Origin of the sequence: Mycobacterium paraffinicum (genome assembly GCF_025822865.1) — a bacterium.
GTDB classification, from domain to species: domain Bacteria; phylum Actinomycetota; class Actinomycetes; order Mycobacteriales; family Mycobacteriaceae; genus Mycobacterium; species Mycobacterium paraffinicum.
Genome location: NZ_JACKUR010000012.1, coordinates 1 through 25,700 on the forward strand (window position 1 = coordinate 1; position 25,700 = coordinate 25,700).

The window sequence follows — 25,700 nt, forward strand, 5'->3', positions numbered from 1 at the left end:
CGACTGGAAGCCTTGCGCCGCAACGCCCTCGGATTCAGAAACCTCACCAACTACCGCTGGCGCTCACTACTGCACAGCGGCGCACTCCACCAACTCATCAATGCACTCTGATTTGCGAAGAGCCTGGAAGGGTTGGCGTAAGCAGCCGAGCGAATTTGTTTCTTTCGTGAATGGACAGGGTTGTCAGCGGTCACGCGCAACGGCAGGGGTGCCTCAAATGTGAGGTGCCTTCGGTTGCCCGCCGCTGGTCCTGCACCGCAAGCGGATCCCCAAACGGACAGCTATTTCGTAATGAGGACTGTGTCGCAGTATGCGACGACGTCTTCTGAGACGAAGTTTTGAGACGCAACGACCTGGCAGATCCTATTCCATGGGTGGCCAGTCTGGGACGTCTCGAATGTGGGGTCCTTGAGCGCAAGGTCGTATTTCGAGACGGGGCGCCATAGGAAGCGATTCACGGCATTTCTTCGGCCCACTGGATGTGTCCCTCGAAGCCCAGCGATGTGGCCATCGCGCGGTAGCGATCCCGATAGTCGCGATAGGCGCTTTCGTCGCCGTGAACCCGCGCAAGTAGAGCCCGCAGTCGCAGCACCCAGGTGTCGCGCATCACGAAGCTGTCGGCGGGCATGCGCGCTAGGCGGTCGATCGCCGCCTGGGCTTCTTCCAAGTCACTGTCGGTCCCGCGATCGAGCAGTGTCTCCACCAGAACCCCCGTCGTAAGAACGGCCCCCGACAGCCGCCCGTCCCGGCAAAAGTGGTCGACATTGACGCGCATAGTCGTTATCGCGTCCTGGCGATCTCCACGCCGAGCCCTCACACGCGCCAAGTAGATTTCGAGGGCCGGTAACTCGCTCAAGTGGTGTCTTCGGCACAGGAACACCTCTCTGACCTCGGCAAGGATTTTCTCGCCGCGGTCGCGCTCCGCATCCGTTTGGCGATGCACCAGCGCAACCCCCAGCGTCAGCAATGCGAACTCTAACGCGTGATCATCACCAGAGCGTTCGGCAATGCGTAGGGCGTTCTCGATCTCGCGCACCGTCCGATCATCGGCAGCAAGCGCGCCATTCGGTATTGCCGGGAAGTAGACCCAGGTGACGACCGCGGCGTACGACACCGGATCGGCGCTGCGGGCCATCGTGACCGCCTCCCGCAGGTCGTCACGCCATCCAAAACGACCCAAGCAGTACCGCGCGATAGCCCGCTGCGTCAGGGCGAGCGCTAACGGGGACCCGAAAATGAAGTTGCCTTTTGACGGATCACCGTCGGCCAGGTCGATGACTTGTTGCGACAACCGCAGCACGTCACTCCACTGGGCGAAGTCGATCATGGGGTAGATCGGCGCGAAAGACAGCCCCACCGTCAGAGTGGGATCGCCGACCGACTCGATAAGTGCCATGGCTTCGGACGCCAGCTGCCACGCCTCGCGCATTCGGCCCTGATACGCGTGATCGATCAGCACGCCCGCCATTGCGATGGCCAGCGACGCCTTGTCCCCGGCGACCGCGCACAACTCCCGCAATTCTTCGAAACTCTCACGGGCAATATGTGCATCGGTTCGCCAGGCGATGCCGCACAACATGGTGCGCGGGGCAATGCGCATGATGCCTCGGTCCGGGTGATCGGCGGGTAGCGCGTCGGCGATCTTTTGGGCCCGCGTCCAACTCAGCTGTGCGGCGGCGATGTCGCGGTTAGTGGCCCACGTGGCGCCGCGCATGTGCCCGCCATACGCGGCGAGCAAGTCTCCTGCTGCCTCAAGATGTTCGGCGATCAAGGAGGCGTTCTCGTCAGTGGCTTCGATCGCGGCGGCGAGGCGTCGGTGCAACTCGGCGCGATCTGATTTGAGCTGCGATTCGTAGGCCACCGCACGAATTAATGGATGCCGGAACGCATATTCTGCACTCGGCGTGAAGCGCACCTGATCCACCAGCTGTGCCGTGACAAGGTCGTCGATCGCCGGATCGATGTCCAGTTCAGCCAACAGGCCTGGACTGAAGCGTGACCCGATCACGGCTGCAGCATTCAACGTGCGTTTCGCCTTGACATCGAGACGATCGATGCGCGCGGCGATAGCCGCCTGCAGCGTGGCCGGAACGCTGACTTCGCCAACATCCGAGCGGCATATGTACGAACCGCGCTGCCCCTGCAGTACCTTTCGCTCGGCCAGATCCCGGACGATCTCCTCGGCGAAGAAGGGGTTGCCTGCCGCACGGGCGACGATCACTGTAGCCAAGGCGCCGACCGATGGGTCACTGCCGAGCAGCTCGTCGATTAAATCCGAGGATTCCGAATCACTCAGTGGTGCAAGAACCACCGTCTGGCCACCCGGCGGTGCAAGCGCCCCGCGGTACTCCGGCCGGTAGGTGATCAACACGGTCAGCGGCACCTGCGCAACCACAGGCAGGAAGCCGGCCAGGATCGATTCACTGACCTCGTCGATCCAGTGCGCGTCCTCGACGATCACCACCGCCGGGGTGGTTCGAGCCAGCGTCGTGGCGTTCACCACTGCCGCAATTCGGCGCCGGCGCGCATCCGGATCAATCTCCGGAAGCGCGACATCGGGATCGGCTATACCGAGAAAGTCGTCCAGCAGCAATAGGTCCTGCGGATCAGCATCGGGCACCTGCGTGCGGACCTGGGCACGCGCCGTGACACTGTCGAGGCCCGAAATTCCGGCCACGTCCCGCAGAAGTCGCGCAGCCACGAGAAACGGGATGTCGCTTGTGTGCGATTCGCAGTAAGTGGAAAAGACTTCGACACCACGGCTTCTCGCGAGTGCAGCTGTCTCGGCCACGAGTCGGCTCTTGCCGATACCGGCCGGCCCAACGACACCGACAACACACCCCTGCCCAACAACCGAACGGTCGAGCATGCCTTCCAGGGCAGCGAGTTCCCATCGTCGCCCCACAAGTGCGGTTTGCGCGACCGGCTGCACAACCCCCGCGATTCCCAATAGACGACGAGCCCCGACTGGTTCGTCAGCGCCCTTGATGCGGGCCCGCGCCGGATCGGCGAGGACCGCGGTTTGCTCGACCAGTCTTGCCGTGGATTCGCTTAGCATCACTCCACCGGGCGGTGCAACCGACTCCATCCGCTGAGCCATCCCTACCTGCTGGCCAATGGTGGTGTAACCGAAAGGACCAGAGCCAATCTCACCGGCAATCACCTGACCGGAGTTCAACCCAACCCGCAGACACAGCTCCACGTCATCGCGGTCTCGAACATCGACGGAGAGTCGCTTCACCTCCTCCTGAATCGCCAAAGCCGCCAGACAGGCACGAAGCGCGTGGTTCTCCAACGCCACCGGCGCACCGAACACCGCCATGATCCCGTCACCGGTGAACTTGTCCACCGTGCCCCCGTAGCGTTGCACCACCGCCGCGCAGCGGTTGACCAGCTCGGTCATGATCTCGCGCAGACGCTCCGGACCGACCGCGGCAGCGATGTCCATCGAATGCACCACGTCGGCGAACAGAACCGTGACCTGCTTATACTCAGCCGATCGGCTGACCTGTGTGACCGGCGCACCGCACTCGTTACAGAACTTAGAGTTCGGCGGCAGTTCAGTGCCGCACGACCCACACGGTCCCGCTATCAGCGCACCGCGACCGTCCGCGCTTGGGTCCACGTCAGTATCGTGTCACCGCAGGCCGGCGGTGTCTGTNATATCGCTTTGCGAGCTTGTACGACAGTCACGATTCTGCGCGCCGTAGCCAGCATACATTCGGCAGGTTGCATCAGGGCCGTCACGTCAGCTCGCCGGGAACTGCGACTGAGTTTTGAGACTCTCGTATGTCTGATTTGAGATCGCCTTGATCGAAGGCGGCGGCATCAACTATGAGCTCACCGATGAGTTGGACACCGTCGGGGTCGCGTGCAGCTCACCGGTTTCGGGGTCGCGCTTCGGGTGCGCTACCCATTGTCACGAATTTTCGCTCGGGCCCTCGGCGGCTTGTGATGTTGGTTGAGTCTTGATCGCAGTCACGACGCGCCAGATCAAGACGACAGCGTGATAGCCGATGACGACCGCTATCGCCAGGGCTACTGCGGGATCTAGCCAATACCAGCCGTGGGTGGCCAAAATGACCGCCCCGGTGACGGCGACACCGCTGGCGGCCGCCGCATCAGCAGCGGTATCAAGCACGACGGCCTTGACGTTGAGGTCCTCACCGCCGTCGTCATCATCGAGATCGCCACCCACAATGATGGCGCCGATGAGCATGACCACGGCGGCGGATGCGCTGACGACCAATACCGGCAGACCGTGGATCTCGGGGGTGCCTGACGCGAGTCGACGGATCGCGGTAACCACGACGCCCACGTTGAGGGCCAGTAACCAGCCGGCGTTGACCAGCGCCGCGATATGGGTCGGGTCTGCCCATCGTCGCGGCTGCTGGCGCAGGGGTTGACGCGTGAGCCAGATCGCCGGCACTGACACACCGATGGCGGCCGCATCAGCGAGATAATCAACGCCGGCAGCCAACACCCCCAGGGAGTGAGCCGCCAGCCCAACGATCACCAGGGCCGCCACCAACAGCAGGTTGAGCCCCAACACCAGTCCCAGCCGAGCGGCCTTCGACATCTTGCCGATGATAGAAGCAGCATGGGCACCCTGACCGCCCACAACCACGGCATCAAGATCGCCCATCAGCGCGTCGGCCCCACCGACGATCCGCTCCTGTTGATCATGGGCACCGGCGCCGCCATGCTGTACTGTCGCGACCACTTCTGCTGACAGCCCATGCACTTTGCCGACGTGAGAGGCGTCGTTACAGCTATCTTTCGCTTGACGGCGGATCGCCAATACCCCCGGTGTACAACACAATTCGCGAGTCGAATAACTCACGGCCGAAAGCGAGTGGTTCGCGAGTGCATTTGGAATTTCCACGTTGTCCTGTGCCGCTGGCGCACCGTCGACACGCAACCAACTCCCAAACGAACGGCACCGCCGACAACCGACTCAATCCGCGCGGCGACCCCATCCGCTAGCTGTGCGACCCCCGGCAATTTCTCGGGCGCCGAGCCGGCAAAAACCTGGCCGGACAAGATAGAACCTCCACCGCCAGCACCGCAGCACACGCGTCCGGCCAGTGACAAGCGTCGGGTCCAGGCTAGCGCGACTCTCGAATCCTCACGGTGGTTCAGACCGCCACCGCTCGGAAGCTAGCGGGTAGCCGGGCCCCGAGGCAGCGAGGCAAGGTGTCGATCGGCTGCTCGCAAGGGGATCGCTTTGCGAAGCCATGTGATCGGAGTGTCGTACTGATAGCGGCTTCGGCCGCTGCCAGAGCCACCGCGCCGCGGTGGCCGGGCCTCACACAGGAGGTGCGCCATGGCGGCGCTTCTCATCGGTTACGCACGCTGCTCCACCGACCAGCAAGACCTCACCGCCCAGCACGACGGCCTGATCGCACTGGGCGTCTCGCCGGCCAGGATCTACGTCGATCACGGCCTGACCGGCACGAACCGAGACCGACCCGGCCTGCGGGAGGCGATAGCGGCCTGCCGAGAAGGCGACACCCTGGTGGTGACCAAGCTCGACCGCCTCGCCCGGTCGCTGCCCGACGCGCGGGCGATCGCCGAGGAACTCACGGCCCGACAGGTCCGTCTCAGTCTCGGCGCTTCGGTCTACGATCCGAACGACCCAGTCGGCCGGCTGTTGTTCAACGTGTTGGCCATGGTCGCGGAGTTCGAGTCCGACCTGATCCGGCTCCGCACCCGAGAAGGGATGAAGGTGGCGAAGTCCAAGGGTCGGCTCCGCGGCAAGCAGCCCAAGCTCAACCCCCGGCAGGAAGCACATCTGGTCGGCCTGTTCCAGGCCGGTGAACATAGCATCGCCGAACTCGCCGACCTGTTCGGTGTCTCTCGCTCCACCGTCTACCGCGCTCAGCAACGCCACCAGGCCGCTGCCCGACAGTAAGACCGCAGGAGCCGTCCCAAAAAACGCCAGTGCTTAGCACCCACGGCCCAGCGCCCCCAATACCGCCCCGCAGGCCGTAAACCGTTCGGTTTACGAGCAGCTGATCATCGACACCTTGCCCCGCTTTCCCCGGCTGGGTACTTAGCTGGGCGGGGGCCGTCGATACTTCCACGTTTCCGCAGGCCGTTAGGTGGGACTAACGTTTAGTCTCGCGGCATGGATCGCATCTGGCAGTGGGCCTGGGATCGGTACGGGGCCACGTATTCGTGGGCGATCTGGGTAGGCTCTCGCCGTACAACTGCCGGGCGACCTCGTTTGGTCGTTGTTGGTCGTGGCTTTCGAGAAGTCGGGTCGCTACGTCGAGGCGACCGTTGTGACGGTGATCGCGGTGGCCGTGTTGTCGTTCGTGGTGGTTCTTCCCGGCAGCCGACGGTTCCGTCTTGTGCAAGGGTGGGCGGCGGGCCGTGAGGTCGATCGTGCAGCGGCATTGCAAGACACTTACAGCTGGACTCGCGCAGCCGGTGTTCAAGCGACGGGGTTTAGGACTGTGTGGGTCGCAGTGCTTTTGATGGTTGTCGGTGTGATCGTGGGAGCGAGTGGGACGCGGCTTGTCCAGTACGGGATTTTGGGCGCCGCGTTCGGAGCTGGCTCGGCATTGTTCGGTATGCACAGCTTCCTGGACCCCGCGTTGCGGCCAGCCAGGGTCGCCCTGGTTTGTGACACCGAGATCGGTGACTCGCTTCCCCGCTCACGCCCGACTTTTGCCGCGTGGGCGAACTTGTCGGTGCTCGCGGCCGCGTTCGCGTTCGCCCTCACGGGCGCGATGCTGGCGGCCGTGTTCGGTCGCGTCCGTGACGTGCCCGTGCTCTGCGTAGTGTTCGCATCTGCGCAGGCGCTTTTCTACGCGGTGCCGTTCACCGTCGGCATGGGCTTCGCGTCGTCTTTGCGCCCAATTCGCGACCTCGCTGAGGCGACTGAACGGGTTGGGGCCGGCGACTATGGCCGACGCCTGCCGGTGGTGCAGGACGATGACCTCGGGGCGCTGGCGGCGTCGTTTAACCGCATGCAGACCGGATTGGCTGAGCGGCGACGACTGCATGCTGCGTTTGGCACTTACGTCGATCCGGCCCTTGCGGCGCGGCTGCTGGAGCAGGGGGATGATGTATTCACCGGTGAGCGCCGCGAGGTGACCGTGATGTTTATCGACGTTCGCGATTTCACCCCGTTCGCCGAGGCCAACAGGGCCGAGGACACGGTCGCGCGTCTCAACGCGCTGTTCGAGATCGTGGTGCCGACCGTTGTCGGTGCCGGTGGGCATGTCAACAAGTTCCTCGGTGATGGCGCGCTGGCCGTCTTCGGTGCCCCGAACGACCTCGCTGATCACGCCGATGCCGCCGTGGGGGCCGCTGTGCTGATTCATCGTCTGGTCGCCGAGCGATTCGGCGGGGAGCTTCGCATCGGCATCGGGATCAACACCGGTGTGGTGATCGCCGGAACCATCGGCGGCGGAGGCAAGCTCGAGTTCACCCTCATCGGTGACACCGTCAACGTGGCTGCCCGCGTGGAGCAACTCACCAAAACCACAGGCGACGCTATCCTTCTCACCCAGCAGTGCGTCGACACTTTGGCGTTTCGACCGCCTGGACTAATCGACCGCGGATTCCATGTCCTGAAAGGAAAGTCAGCCGCCGTGCAGCTCTTCGGCCTCGACCAAGAGTCGGACGCGCGGGCTGGCCTCAATAGTTAGCGAGGTGAATCAAACCTCTGCGCGACTACCCTACGACCAGATACTTTCGCTTGCGACTTTCGAGAAACCCACAAAATTTACCAACGAGACAGAGACAAGGTGTGCCTATGCTGTCCATGGTGCTGCATGTCCAAGGAATCTCGTCCGACATCGACGGCAGCTTGATCGACTCCACCACGCCGGTCGAGCGGTCCTGGCGCACCTGGGCCGAGGGATATCGCGTTGACGCCGATGAAGTACTCCGGATCTGTCACGGCCGACGAACCGAAGACGTTGTGCAGCGCTCGTTGATGGGGTCGCATCAGCGACGGCAAGGAACCTTGGTTGTTTTCGATCACCCGCAAGGGGATCCGCTATTCGGCGAGCTCGTTCTTGGACCGGAACCCACACATCTCCCCTCAGGTGGGGAGGACAGTTCTTACCGCTGGTCTTGACGGTTGGCGGTGACCAGGTCGATCGGTGGGATGTAGCCGGTGATGCTGTTGATGGTGCGATGCAGGCCGTGGTGCAGCGCGTCGATGTCGCAGCGGGCCAGACCGCCGGTGGTGGCGATGAGGTGTTCGGTGGTGAATGCTAGATCGTTGATGGTGCCCAGGATGCGGCGGTCGGCGGTCTTGGCCACGGCCACCTGCTGGGGGTCGAGTTCGCCGAGTGTATCGATGGGCAGGTGTTCGGCGTGCAGCGCGGCCTGGATCGCCGCCACGACCGGCGGGCCGATCGGGCGCAGGCCGGCGGCGGTGACGTTGGGCATGAACACCGAAAACAAGGTGCCGGCGTGGGTCACCAGCAGGCATTTGCGCCGGTCGATCCTGATCAGGTGGGCATACCAGTCCTGCTCGCAGGCTTGGCCGATGGCCAGCTCAGACACCCCCAGCAGCGCCAACACCTTGGCGGTGCATCGCAGCATCACGAGTCATGATCGTAGGCAGCGCCACCGGTGAGCGGTACGCACGAACGCCGTGGCGGTGCGCCGGTACAGTGTGGCGGCGTGTTGGTCGCTGATCTGGGTCACTTCCTCGACATGCCGCCCGACGCTTCGGGTTCCGCGCGGCGCCTCGCGCAGCATTTGGGCGACATTGTCCGGGCGGGCACCGCCGGCGAGGTTGGTGATCCGTGGGTGTCGGCGTTGCCGTGTCGACGCCGACCGGCCCACAGGCGCTGCCCCGGGCGGATGACCATCATCCTCGTGGGGGCCGAGGCGTCGGCGCCGATCCGATGGTGGTGCACCGTCTGCGACGACGAGGGGGTGCTCCGCAACTGGGCAGACACTCCCTACGACCTGCGCCGCCGCCGGCTCAGCGTTGCCGGCGACGTCGACGAGGTCATCGTCAGCGACGAGACCGCCGCCGCGCTACGCGGGCTGGTGTTGCTCGACCCCGACTGTGAGCGACTGGTGTTTGGCATGCGCGCCCACCCCGACGGCGCTGTCTTGCTGGCCAGTGCACACGACCTCGAGGAGCTGATCGGGTTCGTGGCCGCCGAAGCCAACCACGAACCCAACCGGCGCCGCCAAGACCGCCTCGACGCCGCGTTTAACGCACTGACCGAAGCCGCCCAAACCCTAAACGGTTGAACATCTCTCGGCCTTGCAGTGTCGGCCCCGGCCCGTCGAAGCATCCGCAGCGGGGTGTCCACAAACCCAAACCCGCGCCTCGTTTCCCATGACACCATCAGGGGCGGCCGCGGGCGTGCCCCTCCCTCGAGTTCCTCTGCCCGTATACTGACCACGAAGCCGCGAACCGGCCGGTGCTTTACACCAGCTTTCGGACGCGACCCACAAACAATGTCTGTGCCCAGTGCGGGCATGACCGCAACGTGGAGGGCTGACCGGTGGATCGAACTGAGGTCACGTTCCTGTCCGAGGGCATACGTTGCGCGGGCTGGCTGTACCGACCCCCCGATGGCAACGGCGACGTCCCCTGTGTGGTGATGGCCCACGGGTTCGGACTGACCCGCAATGATGGCCTGGCCTGTTACGCCGAAGCGCTGGCGCGGGCCGGAGCCGCTGTACTGGTCTATGACCATCGCTACCTTGGCGATTCGGAAGGTCAACCACGGCAACGGGTCCGCATGTCTGAGCAACTTGAGGACCGCCTGGCGGCGATCGCATTTGCGCGCACACTTGAGGGGATCGACGCCGATAGAGTCATCATGTGGGGCTACTCGCTGAGCGGCGGGACCTCGATCGAGGCGGCCGCTACAGATCAGCGCATAGCTGGTGTAATCCTGCTCTGCCCCTTCACTGACGGCCGGTGGCGGTCCACCCACGGCATCAAAACCCAGCCGCGCAACGCGCTGTGGCTGATGGGCCAGGCGATCAGGGATGCGACGATTCCCGTGTCAGCGCCGCCGGGCAGCCACGGGGGACTGACCTTCCCCGGCGAGTTCGACGGTTTCCGCTCGGCAGTGGCGCCTGGTTGGCGCAACGAAGTGCGCGCCGCGATGGCGCTACCCTTGCCGTTCTGGCGGCCAGTTGCTCACGCGCGGAAAGTCAAATGCCCAATGCTGATCCAGGTCGGTCAGCGCGATATCTCGGTATCAGCCAAGGCGATAGACCAGCTCGCGCACCGGGCACCGCGCGTCGTGGTGAAACGGTACGATGTTGATCACTTCCAGCCGCTCTACGGCGACCATCCAGCACTGATCATCACCGACCAAGCGGATTGGTTGACAGCCACTATCCCAGTACTTACTCAGCGCAAAAAGTGAATGAATTCCGTTCGACGGGGTCCGCTTAACAGCGGACTTGACTCGGTTGTCTCGATAACCTTCAAGCGGACAGGGCGACTTTGAGCGGCCACGCTTAGCGGCAGGCGTGGCTCGATGGCAGGAAACTTCGGCTCGCCGCCGCTCCGCAGTGCCGCACAGGGTTCGGCTTACGGCAGCCGATCGAAACGTTGATCGTCATGACATAACGGGAGTGATCGGCCAGCAACTGTTGCGAGTCGCGTTTACGGCACAATCACATGCGGCGAATAATTCTTCCGTTCTATATCAAGGAATCTTCGGTAGTTTTCTCACTCTTTCTGGGGAGGCTGCCACCAACCGATCAACGATGTCGGCTAAGCCGGTGAAGCCGGGGGCTGCAACCATCTCGGCTGCCACGCGTCGGCTAGCTCGTTGGTAGCGCGGCTGATTCAGTACGGCCAGGATGTCGCGGCGCAGAGCGCTTGGCGTTGGTCGTTCTGTTCTGATGCGTCGCCCGACACCAGACCAGGCGACGCGAGCGCCGACTTCGGGCTTGTCTTCTTTGCCACCGGTGGCGACGATCGGTAGCCCGTAGCGCAGGGCGTATTGGATTCCGCCGTACCCGCCGTTGGTGACGAAAACGTTGGTGCGGGGCAGCAACTCGTCATAAGGCAGGTACTCGGCGGCGCGTGCATTCGCCGGCAGCGGTGGCAGTGTGTCGAGCGGGCGACCGCCCGTGGCCACCGTGACCAGCACATCCTCGCCGGCGAGCGCCTCGAGCGTCGGCGCGATCACTTGGGCGTAGTCCTTGTTCGCGAACGTGCCTTGGGTTACATGGATGACCGGGCGCGCGCCATCGAGGTCGCCCCACCAATCCGGCAGCGGTGCCTGCGAGCCGGTGGCGCTCAACGGGCCGATGAAGTGAAGCGACGCCGGTGCATCCGAGCGGGGGTACTCAAAGGAAGGCACGGTGAACTGGACGACCGCGTCGGCCCAGGCGAGCCAGTTCATTATCTGGCCCGGCAGGGCTCGGCCGTGCACGGCGCGGTGGAGCCGGTCGAGGGTGTCGTCGGCGCGCGCCCAGACTCGGCGGTTCAGCGCGGCCAAGATGGCATTGCGCCGGCGGTTAAACAACCGCGCCGGGGGTAGGCCCATGCCGAACGGTGCGGTATCGGCGCTAGGCATCACCAGCGGAATCACACTGGACACGACGACCGCCGGGCGCGTGGGCCGCCGATGTGCGAGCAGGAACGCGCCGCCGGCGAAATTCTGCTCGGCGAGCACGACATCGGCCGGCTGTGCGGTGTGGGCGGCCATGATCGCTTCGTACTGCAGCTTGGCCGGTTTGGCGAAGACGTGCTCAACGTCGAACGCAGCCGCTTTGAGCCCCTTCAACTTTGCGCGCTCGGTGAATTGCTCGAAAACGTTGTCGTCATAGTCGATGTCGGGCGGCAACGCGATGTGCGTTGCGCCCGTGGCGCTGACCCGGTCGGCGAAACGGGCGCCGGTGATGAACCGCACGTCGTCGCCGCGCTCAACGAATCCTCGGGCGGCAGCCAACAGGGACGTCACGTGGCCCTGGAATGGAACGCTGGCAACGATGATCGACGACATCGCTCCCCCTCGGGATCGCGTATTGGGTTGTGCGATATACTATTCACTAGTATGGCACAAGAGTCAATATCTCGGGTATACCGATCTGAGTTGCGTCAGCAGCAGGCGGCGCAGACGCGATCTAAGGTGGTCGCGGCGGCCGCGGAGCTGTTCGCCACGCTGGGGTACGCCGGCACCACGTTCGCGAAAATCGCGGCGGCAGCGGGTGTTTCCGCTCAGACGGTCCAGGCGCACGGCCCCAAGGCGGCGCTGCTGAAAGCCGCGGCCGAGTACGTGACATTCGGCGAGCCCGACAAGGACGACGTGTTCGACCTCAAGCTCGGACAGCGTCTCCTTGCCACCGGCGACCGCGATGAGGCGATCAGCTCCATGATCTCCGCGCTGTCCGACATGTACGGGCGCGGCGCGTCATTGTGGCTGGCGCTGGCCGGCGCCGCAACCATGGACCCCGAGTTGGGCCGCTACCACGCCGAATGGGTAGCCGACATCACCCTTCAGCACCGGCGACTACTCGCGGTGTGCCGCGACCGCGGATGGCTACGGGATGACATCCCGTTCGACGACCTCGTGGAGACGACAGCGGTCCTGACAAGCGCGGAGACCTACCAGCGCATCGTGCACCACGGCGGCCTCAGTGCAGACGCCTACCAGAAATGGCTCCTGCGAATACTGAACGAGACGGTGTCAAAGCGCTAACCAGTCCCCGGGGCCAATAACCGGCACCGCAAGCACCACGGCGTAGCAGCACGCGCGCGCCAGGACGTCCATCCGTCTGAGTAGGGGATCCCCTTACGGGCGTCGCCTCGGGGGCTTGCCAACCTCCGTTGACCCTGGTTAGCGTCCCTGCGATGGCGGCCCGAACCGCGGGTCGTTCGGAGGTGAGATGCCGGTCCGCTACTTGTCCGATCCGGAGCTGGCCCGGCTGAGCGGCTGGCCGGACGAGATCGCCGACGAGGACGCGGTCACCTACTTCACGCTTTCCGCCGACGATCTGTCGTGGCTAGCCGGCTTCAACCGCCCGCAGAACCGACTCGGCGTCGCCGTCCAATTGTCGACACTGCCGTGGCTGGGCTGGATTCCCGACGACCTCGCCGGTTGCCCGCCCACGGCACTCGATCGACTCGCTGAGGCTTTGGCCATTGCGCCGGATACCTCGTCGGCATTGCTGACCGAATACGGCGGCTGGCAGGGCGAGACCCGGCGCAAGCACCGGGGTCGGGTACTGGACAGGCTGGGCTGGCGCTTGTGCGGCGCCGGCGAACGCAAACTGCTCGACGAGTTCCTGCTGGCCCGGGCGCTCGAACACGATGCCCCTGGCGTCCTGCTACGTCTGGCCTGCGACTGGTTACGCGCCGAATCGATCGTCCGCCCACCAGTAGACACCCTGACTCGTCGGATCGCCACGGCACGTGACGCGGCCCGAGCCGAGACCTACCACCGGCTCGGGCCGCTGCTGCAACCACCGAGGCCGATGCAGCTGGACCGACTGCTCGACGTCGAGCCTGACCTCGGCATCACCCGCCTGGCGTGGCTGCGCCGTGGCGCCACCGTCGCCACACCCGAACTGCTCAAGGCCGAGCTGGACAAGCTGGAGTTCCTGCGACGCCACGGCGCCGACACCCTGGATCTGTCCCGACTCCCGGCGGGACGACGCCGCATGCTCGCCGAGATCGGCCGCCGCTCAACCAATCAGGCGCTGCAGCGCGCCGACGTCGAGCGCCGCCATCCCGTCCTGCTCGCGACGCTGGCCGAGACCTACGCCGAGGTACTCGACGAACTTGTGCAACTGCTCGACCAGGCACTTGCCGGCGCGGACTCCCGAGCCCGCCGCGAGTTGTCCCAGCGGCTCGTCGACCGCGCCAAAGCCGAGGCGGACCGGGCGCAGCTGCTTGATGAGATCCTCGACGTGCTCGCTAACCCCAACGTCTCGGACACCGACGCTGGCCGCCTGGTCCGCGCGCAGATCGGAATGCCCCGGTTGATCGCCGCCCGCCGACCAGCCGAGCAGCGAGAGCCGCGCGACCACGGCCACTTCCAGCTGCTGGCCGCCCGCTACAAGTACCTGCGCACCTTCACCCCGCCGGTGATTGCCGCCCTGCCGCTGACCGGCAACACCGCTAGTTCGCCCATTGCCACATTGCTCAGGGCCGTGGAGGTGCTGCGCGACCTGAACGCGGCCGGTCGGACCACCGTCCCAGAGGACGCGGCCACGACAGATGCCACGGTGTTCGTGCCGACCCGCTGGCGCAGCTACCTCGACACCGCCCGAGGGCAGGGCCGCGGTGCGGCCTACCGGCACTACTGGGAACTGAGCGTGCTCTACGGAGTGCAGGCCGGACTACGCGCTGGCGACCTGTGGGTGCCCGGCTCACGCCGCTACACCGACCCCGCCACCCTGCTCTTGCCGCCGGAGCGATGGGCCGGGCAGCGAGACGACTTCTGCACCGTCACCGGCTCCGACCCGAACCCGTCCCGGCAACTCGAACGACTCGAGACCGAGCTGCACACGGCGGTTGCGAGGTTGGAGACGATCTTGGCGGACCCCGGCGCCGAGGGACTCGCACGACTGGGTGATGACGGTGAGCTGATCGTGTCTCCGCTGCCCGCCGAACAGATTCCGGCCGAAGCGAATACGCTCGCGGAGGCTACATCGGCCCGGTTGCCGCGGGTGCAGTTGCCGGCGCTGCTGATCGAGGTTGATCAGCTGACCGGGTTCAGCGAGGAGTTCACCCACGCCGGCGGTGCCCAGCCACGCAGCCCCGACCTGCGCCGCAACCTGTACGCGTCGCTGATCACCTACGCCTGCAACCTCGGCTACGCCGGGATGGCCGACGCATCCGGCATCTCCGCAGACGCGCTCGCCTGGACCTCACAGTGGTACCTACGCCAAGAGACGCTGCGGGCGGCCAACACGCGACTGGTCAACGCCCACCACGCACATCCACTCGCGACGCTGTGGGGCGGCGGGACGCTGTCGTCATCGGACGGGCAGCGTTTCCCGCAGCGCGGTCGCAGCCTGACCGCCCGAGCACTGTCGCGGTACTTCCTCGACGAGGGAACAACGACGTATACCCACGTCTCCGATCAGCACTCCACTTACGGCACCACAGTCATCCCGACCACCTGGCGCGAGGCCGTCGCGGTGCTCGATGAGATCTTCGGCAACCCAACGGATTTGCCGCTCGGCGAGCACACCGTCGACACCGCCGGACAAACCCTTGCCACGTTCGCGATCTTCTACCTGGCCGGGTTGCAGTTCTCCCCACGCATCCGAGACATCGGCCGCCTCCAGCTCTACCGCCTCGGAAACGCATCCAGCTGGCGCACTAGATACCCGCACGCCGGACCGCTGCTCGGTCAGCCGATCCAGACCCAGCTGATCACCGAACACTGGAACGACCTGCTCCGACTGGTCGCCTCGATGAAGTTCGGACACACCACCGCCAGCCTGCTCATTGCCAAGCTGCACGCCAGCAGCCGACAGAGTGGCCTCGCCAAGGCGCTGCACGAGTACGGCCGCCTCGTGCGCACCATCTATGTCTGCCGGTACGTCGCCGACGAAGAACTGCGCCGGCGGGTACGGCGGCAGCTCAACAAGGGCGAGAGCCTGCATGCGCTGCGCCGCAACCTGTTCTTCGCCCATCAAGGCCACGTCCGCCGCCGCCACCTCGACGAGCAGATCGATCAAGCCCTATGCCTGACGCTGGTCACCAACGCTTGCGTGCTGTGGACCACCACCTATCTCGCCGACACGATCGACGCGCTGCGCGCAGACGGCATCGAGGTCAGAGACGACATCGCCGCGCACCTGACCCCGGCCCAGCATGACCAGATCAACTTCTACGGCACCTACTCGTTCGACATCGACGCCGAACTCCACCGCGACGGGCGCCGCCCGCTGCGCGTCCCCGCCTGATCTCCACAAGATCGCGAAAACACCCAGAATCGTTCCCTTGCTAAGCCGACCCCGATCGCGAAACACAGCGTTCCATCGGTCGACGCTGGCGACTCGCTGTTTGACAAGCATGACTCCGGCCATGGCAACCTCCGCTCTGGACATTATGTCTACACCCGTAGACATAATGTCCAGCCTAGCGTCGTCGCGGCGGTTATGTCTACAGTCGTAGACGACGCGAAGGAGTGACATGAACACCGTGACGCCCCGGCGCCGCGACGCGGGCGCCACCCGCACCCGCCTGCTGGAAGCGGCTCGCGAGCTCTTTCTGGCCAGGGGGTATAGCGCCATCGGTCTACGCGAGGTGGCGGCGAGGGCCGGTGTGGATGTCACTCTGGTTCGCCGCTATTTCGGTTCTAAGGAACGGCTTTTCGCGGAGGCGACGGAAGTTTCGGAGAATGTGGAGGAGATCCTGGGTGCCGCCGACGAGGCGCTGGCAGAGCTGTTGATTGCCCGCGTCCTGCACGCCCGCCGCGACGTCGATGCGCCGTTGTTCGCGCTCTTGCGGTCCAGCGGCGACCCCTCGGTCGTGGCGCGGCTCAATGCCCAGCTCGACGAGGGCCTTACGCGCAACCTGGCGAAGCGGATAACCGCGGACCGGCCCAGGATCCGCGCGGACATGGTCACGGCCCTGTTGTTGGGCATTGGCGTGCAACGCGTCCTATTGCAGAAGAAGCCGATGGCCAACGCTCGCGACGGCGACATCGCGGCGGTATTTTTCGAGGCGTTCGAGGCGATAACCAAACTGCCGAAAGGGCAGTGATTCAGTCAGCGTCCGGATCGTCGGGCTCGGCCAGATAGCCCTCAGCGACGGCGTGTTCGATGCTGTCGCTCAGTTTGGGGCACGAGCGGATGCGTGCGGTATCGCCGCCGAAGTTACGCACCTCGGTGAAGTGCGCGCAGCGCTGCCATGCTTCGGTGTTCCACTGCACCGCGGTGTGGCCGGGGCCCAGCCTTCGGACGGTGACCGTGACGTGGCAGAACCGGCAATCCACCGGAAGCAGCCCCGAACTGAGGTAGCGTTCTCGGTCGGCGCGGCTGGCCTCGGCGACGGCGGCGGCGCGTTGCGGATCGTTGGCGAAATCCCTTGACTTCGACCAAGATCCGCCATTGCTTTCGGAACTGGCCGGTCGCTCGTCGTGATCGTGGTGATCGCCGTGCAGCAACAACATCGACCGAGCGAGCCGATCGACGTCAGGAACCTGATCGCCGGGCATGTCGGTCAGTGTTGCTCCACGGGAACGTCTTCGGTCTCTTTGTCTTTGAGGTTCTCTTCGACCTCGGCGTTCCAGTACTCGTTCGCGCGTGTGGTGTCCACCTCGATCTCGAAGCGCTCCACCATCTCCGGCGCGATGTCGGCAACGTCGACATAGAACTGCTGATACCAGCGGCGCAGCTGGTACACGGCGCCGTCCTCCTCGACCAGCAGTGGGTTGTCGATGCGGGTCTTGTGCTTCCAGATCTCCACGTCCTGGAGGAAGCCCTTGCTGACGCCTTCGGTGAACACCCGCGACAGCTTGTCGGTCATCGCTTCGTCCATGCCCTTGGGCTTTTCGACGATGACGCCCCACTGCAGCACGAACGAGTTCTGGGTCACCGGGTAGTGGCAGTTGATCAGGATCGACTCGGCCTTATAGCCGCCGTAGCTGTTGTGCAGCCAGTTGATCATGAACGACGGCCCGAAGTAGGACGCCTCCGAGTCCAGGTGCGCCTCCCCGTAGGAGGTGCCCAGGTCGTTGACGTCCGGCCGGCCCACGTTGTGCAGGTACTGCGATGCGATGTGGCCCTCGAAAACGTTCTTGAAGTACGTCGGCAAACCGAAATGGATGTAGAAGAAGTGCGCCATGTCGGTGACGTTGTCGATGATGTCGCGGCAGTTCGACCCCTCGATGAGGATGCGATTCCACCGCCATTCGGTCCACTCGTCGCTGGCCGCTTCCGGGATGTCGGGAATCCGGACCGCGGGGTCCGGCGGATTCTGTTCGTGGTCGTGCCAGACGAACAGCAGGCCGCCGCGCACATCGGTCGTCCACGAGCGGGTGCGCGCCGTCTTCGGAGTGCGCTTGGCGTACGGCACCAGCTTGCAGCGGCCATCACCGCCCCAGCGCCAGTCGTGGAACGGGCAGGCCACCTCGTCGCCCTTGATGGTGCCCTCCGACAGGTCGCCACCCATGTGCCGGCAGTAGCCGTCCAGCACCTTCAGGTCCCCGTGCGAGTCGGCGAAAACCACCAGCTTGGTACCGAACGCCTCGACCGAGTGCGGCTTACCGTCCTTGAAGTCCTTCGCGACGCCCAGGCAATGCCAGCCCCGGGCGTACCTTGTCGGCAATGCGCCGGGATCGATCTCCCGGATGCCGACCGCCTTGGTGTCGGTACTCACCTGTCCACCTCCAACTCACTGGCCCTCTAACTAGAACACGTTACAGTTTTGCGGCGGGGACGCGCAACGACGGCGCGTCTGGTCACGGCATATGCGCGCTGGGGTATATCTAGACGATGCCGCTGTTTGCTTTCGAGGGTCGGGCGCCGCGGGTCGATCCCACGGCGTTTGTGGCCCCGACCGCCACCCTGATCGGCGACGTTGTCATCGAGGCCGGTGCATCGGTGTGGTTCAACACCGTGCTGCGCGGCGACTACGGTCCGATCGTGGTGCGCGAGGGCGCCAACGTGCAGGACGGGTCCGTGTTGCACGCGCCGCCCAGCATTCCGGTCGACATCGGCCCAGGCGCCACGGTGGCGCATATGTGCTGCATTCACGGGGTGCACGTCGGATCCGAGGCCCTGATTGCCAACCACGCCACCGTTCTCGACGGCGCGGTGATCGGCGCGCGCAGCCTGATCGCGGCCCACTCGCTCGTGACGGCCGGCACCCAGATACCCGCCGGCATGCTGGCGGCCGGCGCACCGGCACAGATCAAGGGCCCGGTCGCCGGAACGGGCGCCGAGATGTGGATCAAGGTGAATCCGCAGGCCTACCGCGAACTGGCTCAGCGGCACCTGGCCGGGCTTGAGCCGCTCTAGACCTTCCGGGCCGACGCGGCCGCGCGGTCCATCTCCCAGTACGCGCGCAGGGCGGTCACCTTGCCCTCGTCGTTGGCCCTGTACGTGAACACACCTTCGGCGGTCACCTGGTAGTCCCCATGGGTGATGAGGATGTGCCCGACATTGGCTTCCTCGTTGCCGCATTGATAGGTGTCGCGGAAGACGAACTCGATTTTGGTGGTGGGGGCGATGGCCTTGTCCCAGAAGGCCGAGATCGCGTCGCGGCCCCGGTGGCCCTTGCCCTCCGGGTCGAAGGCCGACGGCCCGATCGGGTCCTCCACGATGGCGTCGTCGGCGAACACCGCCAGCCACGCCTCTTTGTCCCTGGCTATGACCGCCTCGCGCGAGCGCCGACCGGCCTCGTGCGCCGGGTGCTCGCTCACGCGCCGACTTTCTCAGGCGTGGGCTTGTCCGCACCGACCACCCACATGGAGTAGTACTGCGAGCCGCCCCCGTACGCGTGGCCCAAGGCCTTGCGCGCGCCCTGAACCTGGTGATCCCCACCTTTGCCCATCACCTGAATCGCCGCCTCGGCGAACCGAATCAGGCCGGAGGCGCCGATCGGGTTCGACGAAAGCACACCGCCGGACGGGTTGACCGGCAGCCGTCCGCCGATCGCCGTCTCGCCGGCTTCGGTGAGTTTCCAACCCTCGCCCTCGGGCGCAAACCCGAGGTTTTCCAACCACATCGGCTCGAACCACGAGAACGGCACGTAGATTTCCGCGGCGTCGATCTCGTCGATCGGGCTGGTGATGCCCGCCGCCTTCCACAGCGCGGCGGCCGCGTCACGCCCGGCCTGCGGGCTGACCTGGTCGCGGCCCGAGAACTGCAGCGGCTCGGTGCGCAGCGCGGTGGCATGGATCCATGCCACCGGTTGTCCTTGCGCCAGACGGGCTTCGGCGGCCTCCTCGTTGCCGATCACGACCGCGGCGGCGCCGTCCGACGACGGACAGGTCTCGTCGTAACGGATGGGATCCCATAGCATCGGCGACTCCATCACCTTCTCCAGGGTGATGTCGGGCTGGTGCAGGTGCGCCAGCGGATTGCGGGCGCCGTTGAGCCGGTCCTTGACCGCGACCATGGCGCCGATGTTCAACGGTGCGCCGGATCGACGGATGTAGGACCGCACGTGCGGTGCGAAATAACCACCCGCGCCGGCGCCCACCGGTTTGATGAAGGGGATCGGAATCGACAACGCCCACATGGCGTTTGATTCCGACTGCTTCTCCCAGGCCATCGCCAGCACGCGCCGGTACTTACCCGACTGGACGAGGCTGGCGGCCACCACCGCGGTGGACCCACCGACCGAACCCGCGGTGTGCACCCGGATCAGCGGCTTGCCGGTGGCCCCCATGGCGTCGGCCATGAACAGCTCCGGCATCATGACGCCCTCGAAGAAGTCGGGCGCCTTGCCAACGACGACGGCGTCGATGTCGTCGAACGTCGAACCGGAGTCTTCCAGCGCACGGTCGATCGCCTCGCGCACCAGCCCGTTCATCGAAACGTCTTTGCGCTTGGCTACATACTTGGTTTGCCCGGTACCCAGTACCGCGGCGAGGTGCGCGCCTGCACCGGCCATCAGTTCTTCCCTTCCATGACCGCGACCAGGTTCTGTTGCAACGCGGGTCCGCTGGTGGCGTGCGCGAGCACGCGCTCAGCCGACCCGTTCCAGATATGTTGCGCCGCAAAGCCGATGCGCTCGAGGCCGGCGACGAACATCGGGTTGGCGGCCAGCGCGCCGCCGGACGGATTGACTTTGGTCGGCCCCGGTATCCGGATGGCTTCCTCGACGATCAGGTGCTGGTGGGTGAACGGTGCGCAGATCTCGGCCACGTCGAGGTTGCCGGTCTTGCCGCCCGTGGCGGCATGGGCCGCCGCCTTGGTCGACACGGATTCGGTGAGGTCGCGCGCCCCGAGCGACGGGGTCTCGATGCGGTGCTCGATTCCCGTTATCCAGGCCGGGTTTTCGCACAGCTCGCGCGCCCGGTCATCGGCCGCGAGCACGATGGCGGCGGCGCCGTCAGTGATCGGGGCGATGTCGTGACGCCGCAACGGGTCGGCGAAGAACGGCCTTTCGAGCAACGCGGAGACGCTGACCGGAGGCTCCACGGAGTCCACCCGGCGCGCGTTCTCCCAGGAGTCGAACGCGACGCGCGCCATCTGCTCTTCCGACCACTTGCCGGTGTCGAGCCCGATACGGGCCTGCAGCCCCGCCATGGAGATGGAATCCGGCCACAACGGCGCGACGGTGTAGGGGTCGGTCTGTCGCGAAAGGATCTGCCGCAGAATGCCCGCCGAGGACTTGCCGAAGCCGTACACCAGCGCGGTGTCGACCTCACCGGTCAGGATCTTGATGTAGGCCTCGTAAAGGGCCCAGGCCGCATCCATCTCGACGTGCGATTCGTTGATCGGCGGAACGGCGCCGATCGAGTCGATCGCCGATATGAACGAAAACGCCCGTCCGGCAAGGTAGTCGGACGATCCCGAGCACCAGAAGCCGATATCGGCCTTCGTGATCCCGAGGTCCTCATAGAGCTCGGCGAAGCACGGCATCAACATCTCGACGCCGTTGGTGGTGCCGTCGGTGCGGCGTACGTGTGGGGCGTGGGCAAAGCCGACAACCGCAACGTTGCGAGCGCTCATTTACAGGTAAGCCCTTTACAGGTGGTGCTTGTAGGTGTCGTAGTCGGCGTCGGGTTCCCCCGTCGGCCGGAAGTATTCGATGTTGTCGATGCCAAAGCCCCACTCCTCGCGGGGTTTCCACACCGCCTCCACGCGCATGCCCATCCGCACCTCATGCGCATCGATGTCGGCGACCAGATGCAGGAACGGGATGTCGGCCCCGTCGAGCAGCACATAGGCCGCCACGTACGGCGGTTTGATGCGCTGCCCCTGGAACGGGATGTTGATGATCGCGAACGTCGTGACCGTGCCCTTGTCCGGCAGCTCGACGAACTCGGTGGTCGGCTGGCCGGTGGCCGGATCCGCGCCGTGCGGTGGGAAGTAAACCTTGCCGTGCTCGCCGGTGCGCGCCCCCAGCAGTTTGCCCTGGGCGATGGCGCGCAGGTAGGCGCTTTCCTCGTGGGAGGCGGTGTGCTGAATCGTCAGCGAGATCGGCGTGACGATCATGGTCACCGGGTCTTGTTCACCCGCCGCCTGTTCGGACACCGGCTCGGCGTCCTCGCCGAGCTCGAAGTAGGCGATGTCGGTGATGGCGCCGACCGGCTCGTCGGCCCAGTGCACGTGCACCCGGGAGCCGCTCTTGATGGCGTCGGGGCTGCCGGCATCGACGGCATGCATCAGCGGGGTGTCCGCGCCGTCGAGCTTGATCAGCGCCCAGGCGAACGGACGGTCCAGCGGCTGGCCCTCCAGCGGTTCGGGTTGCCACGTCCAGGACACCACCGTGCCGACGCTGGACACCGGTACCATCTCGCCCAGCGGCTCGTAGGTAACCGGGTCGTATTCCGCCGGCGGTACGTGTACCCGACCATCCGATCCGCGCACCCCCAGGACGTGGCGCTCACGCAGTGCGGTGAAGAACTTGCTTAGCGTGGCGCCGACCGAACGGGTGTAGTCGAAAGACAACGTCAGTGGCGCGGAGAGTGGTGGCTCAGGGTGATCGGTCAAGGTCGGGCTGCTCGAGCTGGCTGTCACGCCATCGAGTAGAACAGGTTCTAAGAACCGTTTCAACATCGGGTCGGCCGGAAGGGTCAATGACTATGAAGCTGGGGTTGCAGCTCGGGTATTGGGGCGCTCAGCCGCCGGAGAATCACGCGGAGCTCGTCGCCGCGGCCGAGGAAACCGGATTCGACGCCGTGTTCACGGCCGAGGCGTGGGGATCCGACGCGTACACCCCGCTGGCCTGGCTGGGGTCGTCGACGCACCGGCTCCGGCTGGGTACCTCCGTGATCCAGCTGTCCGCGCGCACCCCGACGGCGACCGCGATGGCCGCGCTGACGCTCGATCACCTCTCGGGCGGCCGGCACATCATCGGGCTCGGCGTCTCCGGCCCACAGGTAGTGGAGGGCTGGTACGGCCGGCCTTTCCCCAAGCCGCTGGCCCGCACCCGTGAGTACATCGACATCATGCGTCAGGTCTGGGCCCGGGAGAAGCCGGTGACCAGCGACGGCCCGCACTATCCGCTGCCATTGAAGGAGGGGGCCGGGGTTCCGGTCACCGGCCTGGGCAAGCCGCTCAAGCCCATCACCCACCCGTTGCGGCCCGACATCCCGATCATGCTGGGGGCCGAGGGGCCGAAGAACGTGGCGCTGGCCGCCGAGATCTGCGACGGCTGGCTGCCCATCTTCTACACACCGCGGATGGCGGATACCTACAACGAATGGCTCGACGAAGGGTTCGCGCGGCCCGGGGCTCGCCGCAGCCGCGACGACTTCGAGATCTGCGCGACGGCGAACATCGTCATCACCGACGACCGCGCTGCCGCCTTCGCGGCCATGAAGCCCTACCTGGCCCTCTACATGGGTGGGATGGGCGCCGAGGACACCAATTTCCACGCGGACGTGTACCGTCGGATGGGCTACGCCGACGTGGTCGACGACGTAACCAAGCTGTTCCGCAGCAACCAGAAGGACAAGGCCGCGGCCATCATCCCCGACGAGGTGGTCGACGACGCCGCGATCGTCGGCGATATCAACTACGTTCGTGAGCAGGTCAAGGTCTGGGAGGCCGCCGGTGTGACCATGATGGTGGTCAACGGACGCAACGAGGCGCAGATCAGGGAGCTGGCCACGCTAATCTGACCCAGTATTGCCCAACGAATAGAACGCGTTCTAGATTGGCCCGATGACAGCCTCGCAGCACACCATCGCGGGCACGGTGCTCACCATGCCGGTGAAGATCCGCCAGGCAAATCAACACATGGCGATGTTCTCGGTCGACGCCGATGCCGCGCAGCAGATGATCGGTTACAGCGGCCTGCAGGTGTGCCGCTACCTCCCCGGCCGCGCGATCGTGGTCCTGATGTTGATGCACTACATCGACGGCGACCTGGGCCGGTACCACGAGTTCGGCACCAGCGTGATGGTCAACCCACCGGGCTCCAAGGCGAGCGGTCTTGGTGCCCTGCGGTCGGCCGGCGCCTTCATCCACCACCTTCCCGTCGACCAGGCGTTCACCCTGGAGGCGGGAACCAAGATCTGGGGCTACCCGAAAGTGATGGGCGACTTCACCGTTCGGGAAGGCCGTCAGTTCGGCTTCGACCTCAGCATCGACGGTCAATCGGTGATCGGCATGGAATTCCGCCGCGGCCTGCCGTTTCGGCTCACGCCCCGCCAGCAATCGCAACGCACCTACTCGCACCGCGACGGAATCACCCGCGAAACCGCCTTCGAACACAGCCTGGACGGCGTGCGCACCCGGTTCGGCGGAGTGAGCGTGCGGCTAGGCGATCATCCGTATTCGAAAGAGCTTGCGTCGCTGGGCCTTCCGAAACGCGCTTTGATGTCCAGCTCTGTTGACCACGTACAAATGTCCTTCGGTGATGCCCAGGGGAGATCTCATGACCGCTAGCGAGTTGAAGACCAAGCCCGACATCGACCTCACCGACGGGACTTTCTACGCCGGTGACTCTCGGTCCGTCTACAAGTGGATGCGCGAGAACGAGCCAGTCTTCCGGGACCGCAACGGATTAGCCGCCGCCTCGACCTATCAGGCGGTGATCGACGCCGAGCGCAACCCGGAGTTGTTCTCCAACGCCGGCGGCATCCGCCCCGACCAACCGGGCGTCGAGATGATGATCGAGATGGACGATCCGCAACATCTGTTGCGCCGCAAGCTCGTCAACTCCGGCTTCACCCGCAAGCGCGTCAAAGACTTGGAATCCAAGATCGTTTCGCTGTGCGACACGCTGATCGACGCGGTATGCGAACGCGGCGAGTGTGACTTCGTCTGGGACCTGGCCGCACCGCTGCCGATGGCCGTCATCGGCGACATGCTCGGCGTGCGGCCGGAAGAGCGCACGATGTTCCTCAAGTGGTCCGACGACCTGGTCGGCGCGTTGAGCAGCACTGCGGCCGAAGCGGACGTCCAGGTCACCATGGACGCTTTCGCGGCCTACAGCCAGTACATGATGGGGATGATCGAGGCCCGCAAGGAAAAGCCGACCGACGACCTGGTCAGCGTGCTGGTACACGCGGAGGTCGAGGGCTCGCGGCTCGAGGACCACCAGATCGTCACCGAGGTCCTGTTGCTGTTGATCGGCGGCGACGAGACCACGCGGCACACGCTCTCCGGCGGAACGAGGCAGCTGCTGTTGCATCCCGATCAGCACCGGCGCCTGGCCGCCGATCTGAGCTTGCTGCCCAACGCGATCGAAGAGATGCTCCGCTGGACCGCGCCGGTGAAGAACATGGCGCGCACGATCACCGCCGACACCGAATTCCACGGCACCCAGCTGCACCAGGGCGAGAAGATGATCCTGCTGTTCGAGTCGGCGAACTTCGACGAGAAGGTTTTCGACGACCCGGAAACGTTCAACATCGAGCGCTACCCGAACAACCACCTCGCCTTCGGCTTCGGGACGCACTTCTGCCTCGGCAACCAGCTCGCCCGGCTGGAGCTGTCCATCATGCAGACGCGCCTGCTGCAACGTCTGCCCGACATGCGGCTGGCCTCGGACGCCGACCTGCCGCTGCGCCCGGCGAACTTCGTGTCCGGCCTGGAGAAGATGCCGGTGGCGTTCACGCCGAGCGCGCCGCTGGGGTAAGGGCCCCGCTCTCCGC

Annotated in this window: 21 protein-coding genes and 1 pseudogene; 12 read left to right on the forward strand and 10 right to left on the reverse strand. The window is 65.3% G+C overall.

The annotated features are described in order from the left end of the window. Positions 1-454 precede the first annotated feature (454 nt). Complete coding sequence (locus H7J89_RS01955) at positions 455-3,625, reverse strand: adenylate/guanylate cyclase domain-containing protein (RefSeq protein WP_372513693.1); 3,171 nt, start codon at positions 3,623-3,625, stop codon at positions 455-457. Between the two features lie 294 nt (positions 3,626-3,919). Then, the gene (locus H7J89_RS01960; protein WP_264035985.1) at positions 3,920-4,801 is read right to left on the reverse strand and encodes a cation diffusion facilitator family transporter; all 882 of its coding nucleotides are present in this window, start codon (positions 4,799-4,801) and stop codon (positions 3,920-3,922) included. A gap of 525 nt (positions 4,802-5,326) precedes the next feature. On the opposite strand from H7J89_RS01960, the gene H7J89_RS01965 reads away from it, so the two are divergent. From H7J89_RS01965 to H7J89_RS01975, 3 genes and pseudogenes are all read left to right on the forward strand, one after another. Continuing rightward, a complete protein-coding gene (locus H7J89_RS01965; RefSeq protein WP_264035987.1) occupies positions 5,327-5,914 on the forward strand; it encodes a recombinase family protein in 588 nt (195 codons plus the stop codon). A 216-nt stretch (positions 5,915-6,130) separates the two neighbouring features. Beyond that, a pseudogene (locus tag H7J89_RS01970) lies at positions 6,131-7,661 on the forward strand (adenylate/guanylate cyclase domain-containing protein). A gap of 107 nt (positions 7,662-7,768) precedes the next feature. Further along, on the forward strand, positions 7,769-8,095 hold the full coding sequence (locus H7J89_RS01975) for an HAD family hydrolase (protein WP_264035989.1): 327 nt from the start codon (positions 7,769-7,771) through the stop codon (positions 8,093-8,095). On the opposite strand, the gene H7J89_RS01980 is transcribed toward H7J89_RS01975, so the two are convergent. Further along, complete coding sequence (locus tag H7J89_RS01980; protein WP_264036265.1) at positions 8,080-8,568, reverse strand: DUF6933 domain-containing protein; 489 nt, start codon at positions 8,566-8,568, stop codon at positions 8,080-8,082. The two genes, H7J89_RS01975 and H7J89_RS01980, sit on opposite strands and share 16 nt — an antisense overlap. Before the next feature lie 81 nt (positions 8,569-8,649). On the opposite strand from H7J89_RS01980, the gene H7J89_RS01985 reads away from it, so the two are divergent. Both H7J89_RS01985 and H7J89_RS01990 read left to right on the forward strand, forming a co-directional pair. Continuing rightward, positions 8,650-9,234: a hypothetical protein gene (locus tag H7J89_RS01985; protein ID WP_264035991.1), complete on the forward strand. Its 585-nt coding sequence runs from the start codon at positions 8,650-8,652 to the stop codon at positions 9,232-9,234. A gap of 257 nt (positions 9,235-9,491) precedes the next feature. Further along, positions 9,492-10,370, forward strand: coding sequence for an alpha/beta hydrolase (locus H7J89_RS01990; RefSeq protein WP_264035993.1), 879 nt, complete (start codon positions 9,492-9,494; stop codon positions 10,368-10,370). 285 nt (positions 10,371-10,655) lie between these two features. On the opposite strand, the gene H7J89_RS01995 is transcribed toward H7J89_RS01990, so the two are convergent. Further along, on the reverse strand, positions 10,656-11,963 hold the full coding sequence (locus H7J89_RS01995; RefSeq protein WP_264035995.1) for a glycosyltransferase: 1,308 nt from the start codon (positions 11,961-11,963) through the stop codon (positions 10,656-10,658). Positions 11,964-12,014: 51 nt separating this feature from the next. Between H7J89_RS01995 and H7J89_RS02000 the strand changes: the two genes are divergently transcribed. The 3 genes from H7J89_RS02000 to H7J89_RS02010 all read left to right on the forward strand — a co-directional run bounded on the left by H7J89_RS02000 (position 12,015) and on the right by H7J89_RS02010 (position 16,681). Further along, entirely contained in the window at positions 12,015-12,659 is a 645-nt protein-coding gene (locus H7J89_RS02000) for a TetR/AcrR family transcriptional regulator (protein ID WP_264035997.1), read from the forward strand. A 187-nt stretch (positions 12,660-12,846) separates the two neighbouring features. Continuing rightward, on the forward strand, positions 12,847-15,879 hold the full coding sequence (locus H7J89_RS02005; protein WP_264035999.1) for a Tn3 family transposase: 3,033 nt from the start codon (positions 12,847-12,849) through the stop codon (positions 15,877-15,879). Between the two features lie 229 nt (positions 15,880-16,108). Further along, positions 16,109-16,681, forward strand: coding sequence for a TetR/AcrR family transcriptional regulator (locus tag H7J89_RS02010; RefSeq protein ID WP_264036001.1), 573 nt, complete (start codon positions 16,109-16,111; stop codon positions 16,679-16,681). A 1-nt stretch (position 16,682) separates the two neighbouring features. On the opposite strand, the gene H7J89_RS02015 is transcribed toward H7J89_RS02010, so the two are convergent. Both H7J89_RS02015 and H7J89_RS02020 read right to left on the reverse strand, forming a co-directional pair. Then, the gene (locus tag H7J89_RS02015; RefSeq protein ID WP_264036004.1) at positions 16,683-17,135 is read right to left on the reverse strand and encodes a hypothetical protein; all 453 of its coding nucleotides are present in this window, start codon (positions 17,133-17,135) and stop codon (positions 16,683-16,685) included. Positions 17,136-17,140: 5 nt separating this feature from the next. Continuing rightward, positions 17,141-18,298 (reverse strand): 3-ketosteroid-9-alpha-monooxygenase, oxygenase component, encoded by a 1,158-nt coding sequence (locus H7J89_RS02020; protein WP_264036006.1) that lies wholly within the window; start codon positions 18,296-18,298, stop codon positions 17,141-17,143. A 116-nt stretch (positions 18,299-18,414) separates the two neighbouring features. Here H7J89_RS02020 and H7J89_RS02025 point away from each other — a divergent pair, with 116 nt between their 5' ends. Next, positions 18,415-18,939, forward strand: a complete 525-nt coding sequence (locus tag H7J89_RS02025; protein WP_264036007.1) for a gamma carbonic anhydrase family protein — start codon at positions 18,415-18,417, stop codon at positions 18,937-18,939. Here the strand turns inward: H7J89_RS02025 and H7J89_RS02030 are convergent. Genes H7J89_RS02030 through H7J89_RS02045 form a run of 4 tightly spaced genes read right to left on the reverse strand, consistent with a single transcriptional unit; the run spans position 18,936 to position 22,614 of the window. Beyond that, positions 18,936-19,343, reverse strand: coding sequence for a nuclear transport factor 2 family protein (locus H7J89_RS02030; RefSeq protein WP_264036008.1), 408 nt, complete (start codon positions 19,341-19,343; stop codon positions 18,936-18,938). The genes H7J89_RS02025 and H7J89_RS02030 overlap by 4 nt on opposite strands. Next, a complete protein-coding gene (locus H7J89_RS02035; protein WP_264036010.1) occupies positions 19,340-20,539 on the reverse strand; it encodes a thiolase family protein in 1,200 nt (399 codons plus the stop codon). The genes H7J89_RS02030 and H7J89_RS02035 overlap by 4 nt, the downstream gene beginning before the upstream one ends. Continuing rightward, entirely contained in the window at positions 20,539-21,603 is a 1,065-nt protein-coding gene (locus H7J89_RS02040) for a thiolase family protein (protein ID WP_264036012.1), read from the reverse strand. Before H7J89_RS02040 ends, H7J89_RS02035 begins: the two co-directional genes overlap by 1 nt. Before the next feature lie 15 nt (positions 21,604-21,618). Then, positions 21,619-22,614 (reverse strand): Zn-ribbon domain-containing OB-fold protein, encoded by a 996-nt coding sequence (locus tag H7J89_RS02045; protein ID WP_264036014.1) that lies wholly within the window; start codon positions 22,612-22,614, stop codon positions 21,619-21,621. Positions 22,615-22,679: 65 nt separating this feature from the next. Here H7J89_RS02045 and H7J89_RS02050 point away from each other — a divergent pair, with 65 nt between their 5' ends. The 3 genes from H7J89_RS02050 to H7J89_RS02060 are packed head-to-tail and all read left to right on the forward strand — an operon-like array spanning position 22,680 to position 25,684. After that, on the forward strand, positions 22,680-23,720 hold the full coding sequence (locus tag H7J89_RS02050) for an LLM class F420-dependent oxidoreductase (protein WP_264036016.1): 1,041 nt from the start codon (positions 22,680-22,682) through the stop codon (positions 23,718-23,720). 43 nt (positions 23,721-23,763) lie between these two features. Further along, on the forward strand, positions 23,764-24,489 hold the full coding sequence (locus H7J89_RS02055; protein WP_264036019.1) for an acetoacetate decarboxylase family protein: 726 nt from the start codon (positions 23,764-23,766) through the stop codon (positions 24,487-24,489). Beyond that, positions 24,479-25,684 (forward strand): cytochrome P450, encoded by a 1,206-nt coding sequence (locus H7J89_RS02060; RefSeq protein WP_372513695.1) that lies wholly within the window; start codon positions 24,479-24,481, stop codon positions 25,682-25,684. The genes H7J89_RS02055 and H7J89_RS02060 overlap by 11 nt, the downstream gene beginning before the upstream one ends. The last annotated feature ends 16 nt before the right edge of the window (positions 25,685-25,700 follow it).

What these genes read in the sequence shown, in the direction of transcription:
- H7J89_RS02015 (WP_264036004.1), bottom strand. Translation starts at nt 17,135, where the DNA reads ATGCCCGGCGATCAGGTTCCTGACGTCGATCGGCTCGCTCGGTCGATG.
- H7J89_RS01975 (WP_264035989.1), top strand. Translation starts at nt 7,769, where the DNA reads ATGCTGTCCATGGTGCTGCATGTCCAAGGAATCTCGTCCGACATCGAC.
- H7J89_RS02025 (WP_264036007.1), top strand. Translation starts at nt 18,415, where the DNA reads ATGCCGCTGTTTGCTTTCGAGGGTCGGGCGCCGCGGGTCGATCCCACG.
- H7J89_RS02000 (WP_264035997.1), top strand. Translation starts at nt 12,015, where the DNA reads ATGGCACAAGAGTCAATATCTCGGGTATACCGATCTGAGTTGCGTCAG.
- H7J89_RS02050 (WP_264036016.1), top strand. Translation starts at nt 22,680, where the DNA reads ATGAAGCTGGGGTTGCAGCTCGGGTATTGGGGCGCTCAGCCGCCGGAG.
- H7J89_RS02005 (WP_264035999.1), top strand. Translation starts at nt 12,847, where the DNA reads ATGCCGGTCCGCTACTTGTCCGATCCGGAGCTGGCCCGGCTGAGCGGC.
- H7J89_RS02035 (WP_264036010.1), bottom strand. Translation starts at nt 20,539, where the DNA reads ATGGCCGGTGCAGGCGCGCACCTCGCCGCGGTACTGGGTACCGGGCAA.
- H7J89_RS02010 (WP_264036001.1), top strand. Translation starts at nt 16,109, where the DNA reads ATGAACACCGTGACGCCCCGGCGCCGCGACGCGGGCGCCACCCGCACC.
- H7J89_RS01980 (WP_264036265.1), bottom strand. Translation starts at nt 8,568, where the DNA reads ATGCTGCGATGCACCGCCAAGGTGTTGGCGCTGCTGGGGGTGTCTGAG.
- H7J89_RS02060 (WP_372513695.1), top strand. Translation starts at nt 24,479, where the DNA reads ATGACCGCTAGCGAGTTGAAGACCAAGCCCGACATCGACCTCACCGAC.
- H7J89_RS02055 (WP_264036019.1), top strand. Translation starts at nt 23,764, where the DNA reads ATGACAGCCTCGCAGCACACCATCGCGGGCACGGTGCTCACCATGCCG.
- H7J89_RS01995 (WP_264035995.1), bottom strand. Translation starts at nt 11,963, where the DNA reads ATGTCGTCGATCATCGTTGCCAGCGTTCCATTCCAGGGCCACGTGACG.
- H7J89_RS01965 (WP_264035987.1), top strand. Translation starts at nt 5,327, where the DNA reads ATGGCGGCGCTTCTCATCGGTTACGCACGCTGCTCCACCGACCAGCAA.
- H7J89_RS02040 (WP_264036012.1), bottom strand. Translation starts at nt 21,603, where the DNA reads ATGAGCGCTCGCAACGTTGCGGTTGTCGGCTTTGCCCACGCCCCACAC.